General features: G+C 68.0%; 18 protein-coding genes. 11 read left to right on the forward strand and 7 right to left on the reverse strand.

The window, feature by feature from the left end; translation table 11 throughout:
* Positions 1-6 precede the first annotated feature (6 nt).
* From cysD to FHU38_RS17790, 5 genes are all read left to right on the forward strand, one after another.
* A complete protein-coding gene (cysD, locus tag FHU38_RS17770) occupies positions 7-927 on the forward strand; it encodes a sulfate adenylyltransferase subunit CysD (RefSeq protein ID WP_167172893.1) in 921 nt (306 codons plus the stop codon).
* On the forward strand, positions 927-2,207 hold the full coding sequence (locus FHU38_RS17775; protein ID WP_167172895.1) for a sulfate adenylyltransferase subunit 1: 1,281 nt from the start codon (positions 927-929) through the stop codon (positions 2,205-2,207). The genes cysD and FHU38_RS17775 overlap by 1 nt, the downstream gene beginning before the upstream one ends.
* A gap of 9 nt (positions 2,208-2,216) precedes the next feature.
* A complete protein-coding gene (locus tag FHU38_RS17780) occupies positions 2,217-3,011 on the forward strand; it encodes a sirohydrochlorin chelatase (protein WP_167172897.1) in 795 nt (264 codons plus the stop codon).
* A 236-nt stretch (positions 3,012-3,247) separates the two neighbouring features.
* Positions 3,248-3,502: a hypothetical protein gene (locus FHU38_RS27505; RefSeq protein ID WP_243852292.1), complete on the forward strand. Its 255-nt coding sequence runs from the start codon at positions 3,248-3,250 to the stop codon at positions 3,500-3,502.
* A gap of 127 nt (positions 3,503-3,629) precedes the next feature.
* Positions 3,630-4,400: an enoyl-CoA hydratase family protein gene (locus FHU38_RS17790; protein ID WP_167172899.1), complete on the forward strand. Its 771-nt coding sequence runs from the start codon at positions 3,630-3,632 to the stop codon at positions 4,398-4,400.
* 4 nt (positions 4,401-4,404) lie between these two features.
* Here the strand turns inward: FHU38_RS17790 and FHU38_RS17795 are convergent, their stop codons facing one another.
* The 3 genes from FHU38_RS17795 to FHU38_RS17805 are packed head-to-tail and all read right to left on the reverse strand — an operon-like array spanning position 4,405 to position 5,415.
* On the reverse strand, positions 4,405-4,776 hold the full coding sequence (locus FHU38_RS17795) for a barstar family protein (RefSeq protein ID WP_167172901.1): 372 nt from the start codon (positions 4,774-4,776) through the stop codon (positions 4,405-4,407).
* Positions 4,773-5,195: a ribonuclease domain-containing protein gene (locus FHU38_RS17800; RefSeq protein WP_167172903.1), complete on the reverse strand. Its 423-nt coding sequence runs from the start codon at positions 5,193-5,195 to the stop codon at positions 4,773-4,775. The genes FHU38_RS17795 and FHU38_RS17800 overlap by 4 nt, the downstream gene beginning before the upstream one ends.
* A gap of 13 nt (positions 5,196-5,208) precedes the next feature.
* The gene (locus FHU38_RS17805) at positions 5,209-5,415 is read right to left on the reverse strand and encodes a hypothetical protein (protein ID WP_167172905.1); all 207 of its coding nucleotides are present in this window, start codon (positions 5,413-5,415) and stop codon (positions 5,209-5,211) included.
* A gap of 32 nt (positions 5,416-5,447) precedes the next feature.
* Between FHU38_RS17805 and FHU38_RS17810 the strand changes: the two genes are divergently transcribed.
* Both FHU38_RS17810 and FHU38_RS17815 read left to right on the forward strand, forming a co-directional pair.
* A complete protein-coding gene (locus FHU38_RS17810) occupies positions 5,448-6,413 on the forward strand; it encodes a zinc-binding dehydrogenase (protein WP_167172907.1) in 966 nt (321 codons plus the stop codon).
* A 111-nt stretch (positions 6,414-6,524) separates the two neighbouring features.
* Complete coding sequence (locus FHU38_RS17815; RefSeq protein WP_167172909.1) at positions 6,525-7,502, forward strand: alpha/beta fold hydrolase; 978 nt, start codon at positions 6,525-6,527, stop codon at positions 7,500-7,502.
* 131 nt (positions 7,503-7,633) lie between these two features.
* On the opposite strand, the gene FHU38_RS17820 is transcribed toward FHU38_RS17815, so the two are convergent.
* The gene (locus FHU38_RS17820) at positions 7,634-8,686 is read right to left on the reverse strand and encodes an NAD(P)H-dependent flavin oxidoreductase (RefSeq protein ID WP_167172911.1); all 1,053 of its coding nucleotides are present in this window, start codon (positions 8,684-8,686) and stop codon (positions 7,634-7,636) included.
* Between the two features lie 217 nt (positions 8,687-8,903).
* On the opposite strand from FHU38_RS17820, the gene FHU38_RS17825 reads away from it, so the two are divergent.
* Together FHU38_RS17825 and FHU38_RS17830 are read left to right on the forward strand one after the other, a co-directional pair.
* Positions 8,904-9,119, forward strand: a complete 216-nt coding sequence (locus FHU38_RS17825; protein ID WP_009153354.1) for a hypothetical protein — start codon at positions 8,904-8,906, stop codon at positions 9,117-9,119.
* Between the two features lie 83 nt (positions 9,120-9,202).
* A complete protein-coding gene (locus FHU38_RS17830) occupies positions 9,203-9,649 on the forward strand; it encodes a pyridoxamine 5'-phosphate oxidase family protein (RefSeq protein WP_167172913.1) in 447 nt (148 codons plus the stop codon).
* A 9-nt stretch (positions 9,650-9,658) separates the two neighbouring features.
* Here FHU38_RS17830 and lepA read toward each other — a convergent pair whose 3' ends face one another.
* Positions 9,659-11,521, reverse strand: coding sequence for a translation elongation factor 4 (lepA, locus tag FHU38_RS17835; protein WP_167172915.1), 1,863 nt, complete (start codon positions 11,519-11,521; stop codon positions 9,659-9,661).
* Between the two features lie 111 nt (positions 11,522-11,632).
* On the opposite strand from lepA, the gene FHU38_RS17840 reads away from it, so the two are divergent.
* A complete protein-coding gene (locus tag FHU38_RS17840; RefSeq protein ID WP_167172917.1) occupies positions 11,633-12,232 on the forward strand; it encodes a class I SAM-dependent methyltransferase in 600 nt (199 codons plus the stop codon).
* 108 nt (positions 12,233-12,340) lie between these two features.
* On the opposite strand, the gene FHU38_RS17845 is transcribed toward FHU38_RS17840, so the two are convergent.
* The gene (locus tag FHU38_RS17845; RefSeq protein WP_167172919.1) at positions 12,341-12,724 is read right to left on the reverse strand and encodes a VOC family protein; all 384 of its coding nucleotides are present in this window, start codon (positions 12,722-12,724) and stop codon (positions 12,341-12,343) included.
* Between the two features lie 263 nt (positions 12,725-12,987).
* Here FHU38_RS17845 and rpsT point away from each other — a divergent pair, with 263 nt between their 5' ends.
* Positions 12,988-13,248, forward strand: coding sequence for a 30S ribosomal protein S20 (gene rpsT, locus FHU38_RS17850; protein ID WP_009153345.1), 261 nt, complete (start codon positions 12,988-12,990; stop codon positions 13,246-13,248).
* 55 nt (positions 13,249-13,303) lie between these two features.
* Here rpsT and holA read toward each other — a convergent pair whose 3' ends face one another.
* A complete protein-coding gene (gene holA / locus FHU38_RS17855) occupies positions 13,304-14,284 on the reverse strand; it encodes a DNA polymerase III subunit delta (RefSeq protein ID WP_167172921.1) in 981 nt (326 codons plus the stop codon).
* Between the last annotated feature and the right edge of the window lie 47 nt (positions 14,285-14,331).

Consider the following 14,331-nt stretch of genomic DNA (forward strand, 5'->3'; position numbering starts at 1 on the left):
GACGTCATGACCACACTGGAGACCGCGGCCGACGCGGCACGGGACAACCTGACCGCCCTTGAGTCGGAGGCCGTTCACATCTTCCGCGAGGTGGCGGGCGAGTTCGACCGCCCAGTGATTCTCTTCTCCGGCGGCAAGGACTCCACACTGCTGCTGCACCTGGCCATCAAGGCGTTCTGGCCCGCTCCCGTACCGTTTCCGCTGCTGCACGTGGACACCGGGCACAACTTCGACGAGGTCATCGAGTTTCGGGACAAGGTCGTCGAGACCTACGGGCTTCGGCTGGTCGTAGCGCGGGTTCAGGACTGGATCGACGACGGAAGGCTCACCGAGCGGCCCGACGGCACCCGCAACCCCCTACAAACCCAACCACTGCTAGACACCATCACGGAACACAAGTTCGACGCGGTCTTCGGCGGTGGCAGGCGTGATGAGGAACGCGCAAGGGCCAAGGAACGCATCTTCAGCCTCCGCAACGCCTTCGGCCAGTGGGACCCGCGCAGGCAGCGCCCCGAGTTGTGGAACCTTTACAACGGCAGACACCGTCCCGGCGAACACGTGCGGGTCTTCCCGCTGTCGAACTGGACTGAGGCCGACGTGTGGAACTACATTGCCCGCGAGGGCATCGAGTTGCCCTCGATCTACTACGCCCACCGGCGCAAGGTGTACCGCAGAGACGGTATGTGGCTCACCGAAGGGCCGTGGGGTGGTCCGCGCGACGGTGAGGTCGTGGAGGAACTGATGGTGCGCTACCGCACCGTCGGCGACGGGTCCTGCACCGGCGCGGTCGAGTCCGCAGCCACCACAGTGGAAGAGGTCATCGCCGAGGTACAGGCCAGCAGGCTGACTGAGCGCGGGGCGACCAGGGCGGACGATCGACTTTCCGAAGCCGCCATGGAGGACCGCAAGCGGGAGGGATATTTCTGATGTCGGGCCTGCTCAGGCTTGCCACCGCGGGAAGTGTGGACGACGGGAAGTCCACGCTCGTCGGACGGCTGCTCTACGACACCAAGTCGGTACTGGCCGACCAACTCGACGCGGTGCGGCGCGCCAGTGTCGATCGCGGCCTTTCCACGCCCGATCTGTCGCTGCTCGTCGACGGTCTGCGCTCGGAGCGGGAACAGGGCATCACCATCGATGTCGCCTACCGCTACTTCGCCACCCCCAAGCGCAGCTTCGTCCTCGCCGACACTCCCGGCCACGTGCAGTACACCCGCAACACCGTGACCGGTGCCTCCACCGCCCAGCTCGCGGTGCTGCTCGTCGACGCCCGCAAGGGTGTGGTCGAGCAGACCAGGCGGCACGCCGCCGTGCTGGCGCTGCTCGGGGTGCCCCGCCTGGTGCTCGCCGTGAACAAGGTCGACCTCATCAACTACGACGAGGCGTCCTTCACCGTGATCGCCAAGGAGTTCGGGGCGCACGCGTCGTCGCTTGGCTACGAGGAGGGCTCGGTTCTGGCCATCCCGGTGTCGGCGCTGTTGGGTGACAACGTCGCCACCAGATCGGAGAACACTCCGTGGTACCAGGGCCCGACGCTGCTAAAACACCTCGAGAACGTGCCCGTCGCTCCCGACCCCCACGAAGCGGCGTTCCGATTCCCGGTGCAGTACGTCATCCGTCCGCGCACAGCCGAGTTTCCCGATTACCGGGGCTACGCCGGCCAGATCGCCGCGGGCACGGTACGACCGGGAGACGAGGTCGTGGTGCTGCCGCAGGGCCTTCGTACCCGGGTGGACAGCGTCGATACACCCCGTGGCGCGTTGCAGGAGGCAGGCGCGGGATCGTCCGTGACGGTGTTGCTCACCGACGAGCTCGACATTTCGCGTGGCGACCTCATCGCCTCCGCCGAGCAGCCACCCGAGGTGACCGATGAGCTCACCGCGACGCTGTGCTGGCTGTCGAGCAAGTCGCTGCGGCAGGGGGCCCGGGTGCTGCTCAAGCACGGCACGCGAACGGTGCAGGCGCTCGTCGACGATCTTCGTTCCCGCTTCGACGAGCAGAGTCTATCCACAGTGGACGAACCGCGATCGCTGGAACTGAACGAGATCGGTGGTGTCCGGCTTCGGCTGTCGGAGCCGCTTCCACTGGACGACTACAGCAGCAGCCCGCGAACCGGCGCGTTCCTTGTGCTGGACCCCGGCGACGGTGACACGCTCGCGGCCGGGCTGGTCGGCGAGCGGTTCTCAGCGCTGGCCTGCGGGGAGTGACCCACGGCGGTGGCCGAGGCCGACAGCCCGCCTGCGCTACTTGCCGTCGCGCATGGCAGCAGGGACCCGCGTTCGGCGGCCACGGTGCGGGCATTGGTGACCGCCGTGCGACTCGCCGCGCCGGGTACCGAGGTGCGCGAGGCGTTCCTCGACCTGTCGTCGCCGAAGGTCGGCGAGAGGTTGGCCGAGCTGCACGCACGCGGACAGCGGCAGGTGGTCGTCGTTCCGCTACTGCTGGGCAGCGCCTACCACGCACGGGTGGACCTGCCGGCGCTGATCGCCACGGTGACCCGGCGCCTGCCCCTGCTGCGGGTGTCGGTCGCCGACGTGCTCAGTGCCGATCCACTGCTGGAGTCGGTGGCGCTCGACCGGCTCACCGCGACGGGTGCCGAACTGGCCGACCCCGAACTCGGGATCGTGCTCGCCGCTGTCGGTTCCTCACACGTGAGCGCCAACGCCGCCGTTAGCCGCCTCGCCAGGCGCTGGCATCGCGCACACGCCTGCGCGGTAGCACCCGCCTTCGCCAGCGCCACCCTGCCCGATGTGCCCTCGGCGCTCGCCCGACTACGGGCCCGTGGTGCGCGGCACTTCGCCGTCGCATCGTGGTTCCTGGCGCCGGGGTTGTTGCCGGACCGGGTGAACTCCCTGGCCAGTCAGGTGGCACCGGGTACCGCGCTGGCCGCACCGCTGGGAGCCGACCCGCGTGTGGCCCGAGTGGTGCTGGACCGCTACCGGGCTGCTCTTGCCGCGCTCCGCCAACCCGGAGGCCTGTCCAATGAATCAGACGTTTGCATGTCTAGGTAGATAGCCAGCCAAGGTCCTCAGCATCGCGAGAAAGGTTGCGCGAAAGAGCGGCCATACCCTCGAACGGATCGAGGGCGGAGGAAAAGGATCACCCCGAACCAACCGGGAACTGTCGTGGACAGTACTGCGAAGCATCGAGAACGTGCTCGCACCCCTGTTCTGCGACAACTGGAGGGAGGAGAAATGAGCGAGGCATCTCCCGTCTATCACGTCACGGTCACTCGCGAGGGCAAGCTGTGGGTCGCGGTCGTGCGGGACTCGCCCGCGGGCGCCACCGAGGTCAGTCACATGCCGACCTGGAGCCGGAGGTCCGTGACCTCATCGCGGGACTTGAGGATCGCGACCCGGACGACTTCGAAATCGCATGGCACTACCGGCAGGGCGAGCGCGACCCCAGCCCGGTGGTCGATGAACTCCGACAGCGAGAAGCGACGGCAGCCGAAGCCGTGTTGAGTCGCGACAGGGCCCGGCTCGAGGCGATCAGGCAGTGAGGGACGCGGGACTGAGCCTGCGCAGCATCGCCGAGTTGCTCGGACTGTCCCATCAGCGGGTCCAGCAACTCGCCAGCGCTGACGCCGGGCGATCCGACGACAAAAGGCCGTGTGCCAGAGTGTGAGCATGGCTGACGAACTGGTTCGCTACGGGGTGACAGGCGGTGTCGCCACCCTCACGCTCGACTCTCCGCACAACCGCAACGCACTTTCCGCACAGTTGCGCGCGGAACTCAGCGCTGGCCTGGAAAGGGCGATCGCCGACGACGAGGTCCGAGTGATCGTGCTCGACCACACCGGAAGCGTCTTCTGCGCGGGTATGGACCTCAAGGAGGCGCGCGGCGCGAGCGCCAAGGAGCAGGGCGTCAACGACTTCCCCGCCATCCTCGAGCGCATCTGGACCAGCCCGAAGCCCGTCGTGGCCAAGCTCGCCGGACCCGCACGAGCGGGCGGGGTCGGCCTCGTCGCCGCCGCTGACATCGCGGTGGCGGCCGAGAACGCCACGTTCGCCTTCACCGAGGTCCGCATCGGGGTGATCCCGGCGATCATTTCCGTCACGGTGCTGCCGAGACTGAACGCCAGAGCCGCTCACGAGTTGTTCCTCACCGGTGACACCTTCGACGCCAACCGCGCCGCGGCGATCGGCCTCATCAACGCCGCCGTCGCCGCCGATGAACTCGACGGCGCGGTACAGCGCTACGTGGCTTCCCTCACCCTCGGCGGGCCGAAGGCACTCGCCGCGACCAAGGAGTTGTTGCAGCGCGGAACGGCCGAGGGCATGGCTGAGACGTTCGAGTCCCTGCTCGCCACGTCGGCCCGGTTCTTCGCCAGTGACGAAGGGCAGGAAGGTATCCAGGCCTTCGCGCAGAAGCGCAAGCCCAACTGGGTACCCCAGTAGCGGCTCAGTCGGCCAGTACGACGGTGAGCGTGCGCCCGTTCGCGCGCTCACCTCTGGGAGCCATGGCTCGCTGGGCATCGGAGAGCACGCTGTGCACCGCGAGATACGCCTTCGGGTCTGCCTGTTTGAGCAGGTCCGAGGAGCGCCAGATCAGCACGTGCTCGCCGGAAGGCAGCCACGACAGATCCGTAAGGCAGTCGTAGAGCGCGTCGAGGTTACGACCGAAGTAGTCGGGGAAGGACAGCACGGTGGCGATGGCGTCCAGCGTGCTCTCCTTGTCGATGTGTTCGGAGGTGTCGAGCACGTGGGCATGCGCGCCACGAGCGCGCGCCTGGTCGGCGACCGTCCTGGAGTCGGGCCTGGGCTTGACCGTCATCGCTGCGTGTCCACCACGACGAAGGACACGTAGTGATCGCCGGTGTAGTACACCTCTTCGTGCTGCCCTGTGACGAGCCCGCGCGGTCCCCGGCCGTCCGTGCCGGGCAGGTCGACCGTGTACTGCTTGTAGTGGCCAGCTGGCATCTGAGGCAACGAACTCTCCCTATTACCGAATGTCGTGCCGTCGGTGTCCGGATGCGGGAACGGCCCTCCGCGCTCGATCAGCGTCCACGTGCGCTCCGCCTGCGGCGGCGGACTGGACAGCGGCGCCACCTCGAGGCCCGAATCCGCGCCCGGGAGGCTACCCGTGCCGTGCCTCGGCTCGCCAACCGCCAGCACATCCTTCACCAGCCATCCTGCGATCACCAGAAGGATCAAGCCGATCAGCGCAGCACTGATGCGCCTGCGAGACAGCATTTCGTCCGCTCCCCTAGGACGGTCTGTCCCACTGCCGGGTGCCTTCCCGCACCCGGGAAATCCGATGTGCCATGACACCGACCGCCCGATCGATCAGCAGGGCGAGACCGGCGCCCAGCGGCAACAAGACAGCCATGACCAGCACGAACTGCGCCGGGAACCACTGCTGCGCCAACCACAGCTCAAAGCCGTCCCACCAGCGGGCCACTCCGTCGAACACAACCAAGAGGGTACGCCAGGTAGGTTGGCGCCATGTTCGCCGTCTACGCCAAGGAACCCAACGCCGACGATCCGTTGTCCTCGCTCGTCGTGGGCGAGCGCCCCGACCCCGAGGTGCCGCAAGGTTGGGTGCGGGTCTCGATGAGGTCGGCCAGCCTCAACATGCACGACATCTGGACGTTGCGCGGGGTCGGGATCAAGCCTGACCAGTTCCCCATGATCCTCGGGTGCGACGGGGCGGGGGTGCTCGACGACGGTACCGAGGTGGTCATCCACTCGGTCGTCAACGATCCGTCCTGGCACGGGGACGACACCCTCGACCCCAAACGGACCCTGCTCACCGAGAAGTACCAGGGAACCTTCGCCGAGTCCGTCGTGGTGCCCTCCCGCAACGTCGTACCCAAGCCAGAGGGGATGTCGTTCGAGGAAGCGGCCATCATGGGCACCGCGTGGCTGACGGCCTACCGGATGTTGTTCGTGAAGTCAGGCCTGCGGCCGGGACAGACGATGCTGGTACAGGGTGCCTCCGGTGGGGTGGCCACCGCGCTGATCCAGCTCGGCAAGGCCGCGGGCATGCGAGTGTGGGCCACCGGTCGTACGGAGGACAAGCGTGCGCTGGCCGAGCGGCTCGGCGCGCACCAGACCTTCGAATCCGGCGCACGACTGCCGGAACGTGTCGACGCGGTATTCGAGACCGTGGGTAAGGCCACGTGGTCACACTCGGTGAAATCGCTGAAACCAGGCGGGATCATCGTGGTGTCGGGGTCGACCAGTGGCCCTGACCCGAGCGCGGAACTACAGCGGGTGTTCTTCCTACAGCTTCGTGTGACAGGGTCGACCATGGGCTCAAGGGACGAGTTGCGGGACCTGCTGTCGTATGTCGATCTCGCGGGAATCCGTCCTCAGATCGGAGCACGGCTGCCGCTGCGGGAGGCGGAACAGGGCTTCTCCGACATGCTGCACGGCGCCACCGCAGGCAAGATCGTCTTCACGCTGTGACCAGGAACAGCAGCCCTACCTGCGGAGATACCTTGTTGACACTCGGTCGATACGCTTCCGTGTCCCGGAAGACACACGTGTAAACCGCCACGGGTGGGCTAATCTGTATCCATGATCGCGGCGTCGCGGGAGGGTTCATCGGCGAACCCGCGAGTGCCCGGTCCGGTCGTCCGGTCCGGGTACCGCGAGTTCGCGGGTGTGCGTACCCGCGTGCTCGAAGTGGGTCCGCGGCCCACCGGCAGGCAGCGCCGTTCCCGCCGATCGCGCACCGACCGGCCCCGCCTTGTACTGCTGCACGGCTACTGCGACAGCGCGGACACCTGGTCACCCGTGCTCGGCGAACTGGCCGCCGCCGGGCACGAGGCGATCGCGGTCGACCTGCCCGGTTCCGGAGAGGCCGACGCGCTCCGTCCGGGACCCATCCTTGCGCAGCTCGACGCGTTCACCTCCGCGCTGGTCGAGGAGGAGTCCACACGCGGTGGCGTGGTCCTGGTCGGCAACTCTCTCGGTGGCACGATGAGCCTGCGTGCCGCCCAGAACCCTCGGCTTCCGGTGTCAGGGATCGTCTCGATCGCGGCCCCCGGGTTCGTCGACACGTGGCTGATCCGCACGGTGGCGCGCTACCCGCTGCCGCTACGGGTGGCCTCACTGCCGCTTCCCATTCCTTCGTTCGTCGTCCGCGCTGTGGCCGAACAGGTGGTGCCACGGCTGCTGTACGCCGACGCCGAAGCCGCCGAGCGGACCCACGTCCGCCGCTTCACCGAGCTGTTTCCCGACTACCGCTCCGCCACCGACCGGCTGCGGGAGGCACGCAGGCTCGTCGCCGAACTCGAACAGGCCTACGAGCTGGACCGCGTCAGCGCCCCACTGCTGGTGGTGGCCTGCGGCAAGGACCGGCTGGTGAGCTCGGCCTCCGGCAGGCAGTTGCACTCGCTCGTCCCGCACAGCAGGCTCATGGTTCGCCAGGACTGGGGTCACTGCCCCCAACTCGACGACCCCGCGGCGGTAGCCGACCTGCTCACCTACTTCGTCGCGGCCTCCGGCACATCAGGGCAGGTGTCGCGCCAGGGCGAAGCCGCCGCCGGATAACCTCAGCAGCCGCAGCGCCGCCTCAGCACAAGCGCGACCCCTGGGAGGGCTCGGCCGGTGCCAGGTAGCCCGCCGAGCCGGTCGCCGCTGCGGTTGAACAAGCAAAGTGGACTGTAAGTTCCGGCAGCGGCTCAGCCGAACCGACCCCCGGCGCGCTGCAGCGCCTCCCGTGCCTGGAGGCGCAACAGTTCGATGATCTCCTCGGCCGGGCCGCTGCCCGCCAGCGGATAGGTCTGGCCCGCCCACATCGACATCGCCTCGGGGTCTCCAGCCGAACCAGCGGCCGCCCTGATCGGCCTTGTCAGCCGGTGCAGCTGCGGGTATGCGGCGGGCGCGTGCTCGGTGTGTTCACGCAGGAACCGGTTGACCAGCCCCCTGGCGGGTCTGCCCGTGAAGGCTCTGGTGAAGGCCGTCGACCTACCCGCGTCGGCAAGCGCGCGCCGCAACGTGGGGTTCGTGCCAGCCTCGTCGGCACGCAGGAACGCCGTGCCCAGTTGCGCGGCTATCGCACCAGCGGCTACTACAGCGGCGACATCGGCACCGTGAACGAGGCCGCCCGCGGCCACCAGCGGCAGGTCCGTCACCGCGGACACCAGCCGCAACGCCGCCAGCAGTCCGTACAACGGCCCTCCCGCAGGGTCGGCGGCGTCGTCGGTGAACACACCCCTGTGCCCGCCTGCCTCGAACCCCTGCACACACAACCCGTCGGCGCCCGCCGCGGCGGCCTGCCGCGCTTCGTCCTGGGAGGTCACCGTCACCAGCACCGCGCTTCCCGCGCCGTGCAGCCGCTCGATGTCCGCCTTGATCGGGACACCGAAGGTGAACGACACCACCGGCGTCCCGCGTTCCACGACAAGGTCCAACTTCGCGGAGTAGGCGTCGTCGTCCCACCTTGGCGTCGCGGGGTTGGCACCGTAGCGTTCGGCCTCCTCCCGCATCCTCGCGGCATAGGGCTCGATGTCCACGGTGGATCGAACTCCGGGCACGAACAGATTCACCCCGAAGTCTCCGTCGGTCAGCGCGCGCAGCCGGTCGATCTGCTCGGCGAGTCCGGCGGCACTGAGGTAGCCACCCGCGAGGAAGCCGAATGCTCCGGCCCTCGTCGCCGCCGCCACGAGTTCCGGTGTGGTGGGCCCGCCCGCCATCGGAGCGACGATCACGGGGACGCGCAAGCTGTCGAACATGCGCCAAGGGTACGAACCGGCTCGCCACGCGCACGACGTGGTTACCTGCGCCGAGACGAGCCCGGAGGGCACGAACCTCGACGTTGTACCCGACAGGGAGTCTTCTTAGCACGATTCAGCGATGATAGGCGTGCCAAGTTGTTGCTCCGTTCGGCCGAGTGCACTGTTCCATACGTACGCGATGGAACTCGCGGAAACCGAGAGGGAGAGGAAAGCCATGACCGAAATCCAGGAGACCACGAGGAGCACGGCGAAGCGCTGGGCAATGCGCGGTACGGCCGTGAGCGCGCTCTCCGCGACGCTGCTGGCCGTCTTCGCCGGTCAGGCGTCCGCGGCGGTCGTCGAACTCGGCCCCATCGCGGATGCCCTCGACGCCACGGTCCAGGACCTGTCGACGCGCCTCGTCGCCGCACTCGCGGTTCTCCTCGGCTGACCGAGACAAGACCTGCGCCGCGTGGCCGGAATCAGCTCCGGCCACGCGGCGCAGGTGTCTGTAGGAGTAGATACCGTGATCCCATGCCTGTAGATCTGGAACGTCTCCGTCGGCTCGCAGCGGCCGAACAGGGCCTGGCGACCGTCGCTACCGTGCGACCCGACGGCACCGTGCACGCCTCCGTGGTCAACGCGGGAGTGCTCGACAACCCGGTCACCGGACACCTCAGCGTCGCGATGGTGATCCGGGGAAACGCCCGCAAGCTCGAACTGTTCCGGACCCACGGGCACGCCACCGTCGTCTTCCGCCGAGGCTGGGAGTGGGTCTCGGTGCAGGGCTCGACACACCTCATCGGACCGGACGACCCCGACCCCGACTTCCCCTACAGCGAACTCCCGCAACTGCTCAGGGACATCTTCACGGCGGCGGGTGGAACTCACGACGACTGGGACACCTACGACAAGGTGATGGCGGAGCAGCGCCGCACGGCCGTGTTCGTCGAACCGGCCAGGCTCAGCGGAAACCCTTGAGTCCCACGCTCACTTCTTGCCCTTACCACCCTTGTCGGTGCCGTCGTCGGCCGACAGTGCCGCCACGAAGGCCTCCTGCGGCACCTCGACCCTTCCAACGGTCTTCATCCGCTTCTTGCCTTCCTTCTGCTTCTCCAGCAGCTTGCGCTTACGCGAGATGTCGCCGCCGTAGCACTTGGCGAGCACATCCTTGCGGATGGCGCGGATCGTTTCCCTCGCGATGATGCGTGAACCCACCGCCGCCTGAATCGGCACCTCGAACTGTTGCCGGGGAATGAGCTCGCGCAGGCGCGTCGCCATCTTGTTGCCGTAGGCGTAGGCGGCGTCTTTGTGGACGATGGCCGAGAAGGCGTCCACCGGCTCGCCCTGCAACAGGATGTCCACCTTGACCAGATCGGACACCTGCTCGCCCGCCTCCTCGTAGTCGAGCGAGGCGTAGCCGCGCGTGCGGGACTTCAGCGAGTCGAAGAAGTCGAAGATGATTTCGGCCAGCGGCAACTGGTAGCGCAGCTCGACCCTGTCCTCCGACAGGTAGTCCATCCCGAGCAGTTGGCCACGCTTGCCCTGGCACAGCTCCATGATCGCCCCGATGAACTCCGAAGGTGCGATGACGGTGACCTTGCTGACGGGTTCGTGCACCTCGGCGATCTTGGCGCCGGTCGGCCAGTCCGAGGGGTTGGTGACAACGTGCTCGGTACCGTCCTCCAGGTACACCTGGTACACCACGTTCGGAGCGGTGGCGATCAGGTCCAGACCAAACTCCCGCTCCAGCCTGGCCCTGGTGATCTCCAGGTGCAGCAACCCGAGGAAGCCGCACCGGAAACCGAATCCGAGCGCGACGGAGGTCTCCGGCTCGTAGCTCAGCGCGGCGTCGTTGAGTCGCAGCTTGTCCAGCGCGTCCCGCAGATCCGGGTAGTCGGAACCGTCCACAGGGTACAGACCCGAGTAGACCATCGGCCTCGGCTCGCGGTAACCGGCGAGCGGCTGGGTGGCCCCACCGCGTTCGGAGGTGACCGTGTCACCGACCTTGGACTGCCGGACGTCCTTCACTCCGGTGATGAGGTAACCGACCTCGCCGACCCCAAGCCCCTTGCTCGGCTTCGGCTCCGGCGAGATGATCCCGACCTCCAGCAGCTCGTGCGTGGCGCCGGTGGACATCATCCTGATGCGTTCCCTCGGCGTGATCTTGCCGTCGAAGACCCGGATGTAGGTGACCACGCCACGGTAGGTGTCGTACACGGAGTCGAAGATGAGCGCTCGCGCCGGCGCGTCCGCGTCCCCTCGCGGCGGCGGTACCTGCCGGACCACCTCGTCCAACAGGTCGCGCACGCCCTCACCCGTCTTCGCCGAGACCCGCAGCACGTCGCCGGGCTCGCAACCGATGATGTGCGCCAACTCGGCCGCGTACTTGTCGGGTTCCGCGGCGGGCAGGTCGATCTTGTTCAGCACCGGGATGATGTGCAGGTCCTTCTCCAGCGCGAGATACAGGTTGGCCAGTGTCTGCGCCTCGATCCCCTGAGCCGCGTCCACCAGCAGGATCGCGCCCTCGCATGCCTCGAGCGCCCGCGACACCTCGTAGGTGAAGTCGACGTGGCCGGGGGTGTCGATCAGGTGCAGGACATGGTCCTCCTCGCCCAGCCGCCAGGGCAGCCGCACGTTCTGCGCCTTGATCGTGATGCCTCGCTCACGCTCGATGTCCATCCGGTCGAGGTACTGGTCCCGCATCGACCTCGCCTCGACGACGCCCGTGAGCTGCAGCATCCGGTCGGCCAGGGTGGACTTGCCGTGGTCGATGTGCGCGATGATGCAGAAGTTCCTGATGAACTCCGGGGGCGTGAAGGTGGTGTCGGCGGACGGACGCTTCTGTGTCACTCGGTACCTCGGGTCGTTCGCGGGCGATAGCTCCATGTTCCCATGCCCCGGTGGCGGCAATTCCGGGTCATCCCCGATGCGAGCCGCTCGCGGTCGTGCTGATCTCGAAGAATGAGTTCTTTCGCAGACGTGCTCGACCGGACGTTCGGACACCCGCGCGGCCTGCTCGGCAGGCTCGGCGGCGCCGTCATGGCACGTGGCAACGCCGCGACGGAACGTCACGTGGTGTCGGTGGCCAACCCAGCGAGCGACGAGACCGTGCTCGTGATCGGGCCGGGACCGGGTGTCGGCCTTCGTGCGGCGGCGCATCGTGCCCGGCTGGTCATCGGGGTCGACCCGGCCGAGGAGATGCTTGCCATGTGCCGTGCCAGGTGCTCGGAAGCGGTCGAACAGGGCACCGTGGAGTTGCGTGCGGGCACCGCCGCCGCCACGGGGCAGGCCGACGAGTCCGTTGACGTCGTACTGAGCGTGAACAACGTGCAACTGTGGGACGACCGGGACGCCGCGCTGGTCGAGTTGCTGCGCGTGCTTCGACCCGGCGGCCGCCTCGTACTGTCCGCGCACGAGAGGTGGCTGCCGGTACCACGCCAGGAACTGGGTGCCGAGTTCGAGGCCGAAGGCTTCACCGGCGTGCAGACCTGGGTGTGGCAGCCACCCGGCGTGGCGGCGAGCAGGGCTGCGCAGCTGCGCGCCTACAAGCCCACCCGGTGAGCAGGGAGGGCTCCTACCGTCGTGTTGCCGACCTTGCGCAGTGGCTTCGCGTGTCGCTGTGGTGTCGACGACCGCACCACTCGCACGCCGGTAACACACGTCGAGGTGTCACGCGGGTTCACGGACATCCACGCGCAGCGGGTGCTCGGCGGGAACCTCCACCAGCACGATGCGCGTGCCGTCGGGATCGCGGATCCAGGCCTCGTCGAGGCCCCAGGGCTCCCGCTTGGGCCCGGAGAACGGCTCCACGCCACGTTGCCGCAGTTCGGCGAGGGTCGCGGCCAGGTCTCTGACCTGCAGCCACAGTGCCATGTCGGCGGTGGGGCCTGCCTGGCCGCGCCCGACGATCTCCAGGAAGCCACCGCCGAGGAAGAACACCGTCCCTCCCGGGAACTCGCGATATACCGCCAGCCCGAGCGTGTCGCGGTAGAACGCGGTGGTGGCCTGCGGGTCCGTTGGATGCAGCAGCACCCGGCTACTCAGCACGTCCATGCGACTACCGTCTCACGCCGACGAGTGCATGTGGCGGAGACGCTCATCATCGAACCGGTCGGTCAACGGTGGCAGGCGACCGGGCCGCCGGCTGTACGGCTGCGGTGCCGAGGGGGTTGCATCATGGCGTTCACCTGTCACTTGTTAGGCTGGTCAACCGTCGCCGTGTGGCATTCCGCCAGGGAGGAAGCCCGGCCGAGTTCGGTCGGGGCCACGAGAACACGGCTCGGAGTTCTTCCGCCGAAACACGAAGGAGCGCCCGCGTGGCCAACATCAAGTCCCAGATGAAGCGCATCAAGACCAACGAGAAGGCACGTCTGCGCAACCAGTCGGTGAAGTCGGCGGTCAAGACCGCGATCCGGAAGTTCCGCGAGGCCGCGGACGCCGGCGACCGCGACAAGGCCCTGGAGTTGCAGCGTGTGGCCGCTCGCAAGCTGGACAAGGCTGCGACCAAGGGCGTCATCCACAAGAACCAGGCCGCCAACAAGAAGTCCGCGATGGCGCGCAAGGTCAACTCGCTCTGAGCGCCCGCATCGCCTCACCCCCGGTGACGTTGTCACCGGGGGTGAGTTTTGTGCGCTACCGGCGATGCCGTGCGGCCACGATGTCCAGCACGGCGCGCTCGACGGCGTAGTCGGGATCGGCGGCCGCGCCCTTCACCTCGGCATTCACCCGGGCGACAATACGCATGGCGGCCGCGAGACCGCTCGAACTCCACCCACGGGACTGGCCTTGCGCCTTGCGGATCTTCCACGGCGGCATACCCAGTTCACCGGCGAGCTGGTTCGGGTTACCCCTGCCCGCCGCTGACACGCGGGCGATGGTGCGCACGGCGTCGGCCAGCGCGTCGGCCACCAGCACGTGTGGCACGCCGATCTGCTGCGCCCACCGCACCGACTCCAGCGCGGCCGCCCGATCACCGGAGACTGCCTTCTCTGCCACCAGGAACCCGGTCACGTCGGCCTTGCCTCTGTGATACCGACGCACCGCCGCTTCGTCGATCGACCCACCGGAGTCCGCAACGAGCTGTGCCGCGGCCGACGCCAGCTCACGCAGATCCGAGCCGACCGCGTCGATCAGCGCGACGACTCCGCCCGCGTCGATCCGCCCGCCCGCCCTGCGCACCTCGCCACGCACGAAGGCCTCACGCTCGGCAGGCTTGGTGATCTTGGCGCACTCGGTCACCACCGCCCCAGCCTTTCGCAGCGCGGCAGGCAGCGACTTGCCTGCCTTGCTTCTGCCACCTCCGCTGTGCAGGACCACGAGCACCACGCCGTCCACGGGGTCCGCGACATAAGCCAGGATCGCGTCGGCGATCTCCTGGGAGCTGTCCTGTGCCGTGTCCAGTACGACCACCCTGCCCTCGGCGAACAGCGATGGGCTCACCAGCTCGGCCAGGCCGGATGGGGTGAGGTCCGATACGCGCATTCGGGTGATGTCGGCAGCGGGGTCGGCCAGGCGTGCCGAGTCGAGCGCCGCCCGCACAGCCCGCTCGACAAGCAGTTCTTCGTCACCGAGCACGAGGTGCAGCGGCGCTGGAGTAGTGGCTGGCGCGGTCACGACTCGATCCTGCCACGGTGACCTAGCCCGCATCGGCATGGCAGGAG

The sequence above is a fragment of the Saccharomonospora amisosensis genome, from assembly GCF_011761185.1.
Classification (GTDB): domain Bacteria; phylum Actinomycetota; class Actinomycetes; order Mycobacteriales; family Pseudonocardiaceae; genus Saccharomonospora_A; species Saccharomonospora_A amisosensis.